This window comes from Rhizobacter sp. P1_G5, from assembly GCF_056405435.1.
Window position 1 is genome coordinate 1 of record NZ_JBFUCB010001066.1, and the last position, 1,011, is coordinate 1,011.

Sequence of the window (1,011 nt, forward strand, 5' to 3'; positions counted from 1 at the left end):
GCCTGGAACACCACGTTCCAGCCCCGCTCCGGCACCGGCGGAACGTCGTAGCCGCCCGGCGCCTCGGCCGATGGAAGGTCGACGCCGGAGGCGGCCGCAGGCGCGGCGGCCGCCGATTCCTGCACGGGCGGCAGGACCCTGGCCACGCGCTCGCCGGGTTGCGGCACGGGTCGGACCCGCGGCGTCGCGACGCGGTCGGGGATCGGTGCGGGAATGGGTTCGGGGGGAATGGCACGCACCGACATCGGTGCCTGCCGATCGCTGTGGGTGAACACCGGCACCGGCCCGGCCCCGACGTACAGCACGGCACAGTGCAGCAACGCTGCCGCGACCGCTGCCGGCAGCAGGCGGGAACCCGGCGATGCGGGACCCCGGCCTGCCCTTGGAACGTTCAACGCCAGCAGGTTTGCACGTCGGTCGTGGTACCGCCGGTCACACCCTTCTTGCCGTTGTTGTCCAGCGTGAAGGAACCGCATTTGTCGCCGGTCATCACCCCCGTGGGCACGGCGGTCATCGTGTACGAGTTGGTTGCCGTGGCCGTCAGGCTCAGCGAGTAGTACTGCCCGCCCTCCGGGGGCACCGTCCCGAAGCGCTTCGGAAACTGGTCAGCATCCGTCACCAGCGTGCCGGCCGTGTTCTTCGAGTAGTCGTAGTTCTCGCTGTACCAGCGCTCCATGAACTGTTGCGCCGCCAGCATCTGCGTCGTCAGCTTCGCGCGGCGTCCCTTCGCGATGCTCTCGCGATAGGACGGGTACACGATGGCCGTCAGGATGCCGATGATGGCCACGGTGATCATCAACTCGATCAGCGTGAAGCCGCCCGCACGCCTTGCTCCGCTTCGCATGTCAATCCTCATGATCGAAGTCATCCTGTTATTTGGTCCGCAGGCCCGGAACCTCACGCCACTGGATCCGGGAGTTCGATTGCGAGAAGCACAAGTTGGTGTCGGTATCGCGCCCGATGCCGCGCAGGCTGCCCGAACCGTCCGGGCACTTGGGTGCCTTCGAGCAC

The 1,011-nt window shown here is 67.7% G+C and carries 2 protein-coding genes and 1 pseudogene; 1 reads left to right on the forward strand and 2 read right to left on the reverse strand.

All coding sequences use genetic code 11. The annotated features are described in order from the left end of the window. Together AC1D12_RS34025 and AC1D12_RS34030 are read right to left on the reverse strand one after the other, a co-directional pair. Window positions 1-305, reverse strand: a pseudogene (locus tag AC1D12_RS34025) (hypothetical protein); the annotation flags it as partial. Between the two features lie 86 nt (window positions 306-391). Then, complete coding sequence (locus AC1D12_RS34030) at window positions 392-796, reverse strand: type IV pilin protein (RefSeq protein ID WP_477845479.1); 405 nt, start codon at window positions 794-796, stop codon at window positions 392-394. On the opposite strand from AC1D12_RS34030, the gene AC1D12_RS34035 reads away from it, so the two are divergent. Continuing rightward, window positions 780-1,011, forward strand: a 232-nt coding sequence (locus AC1D12_RS34035) for a hypothetical protein (protein ID WP_477845480.1), incomplete at its 3' end; no start/stop codon positions are given. The genes AC1D12_RS34030 and AC1D12_RS34035 overlap by 17 nt on opposite strands.

Excerpts from the sequence above, each read along its gene's own strand:
- AC1D12_RS34030 (WP_477845479.1), bottom strand. The coding sequence starts at position 796 with ATGATCACCGTGGCCATCATCGGCATCCTGACGGCCATCGTGTACCCG.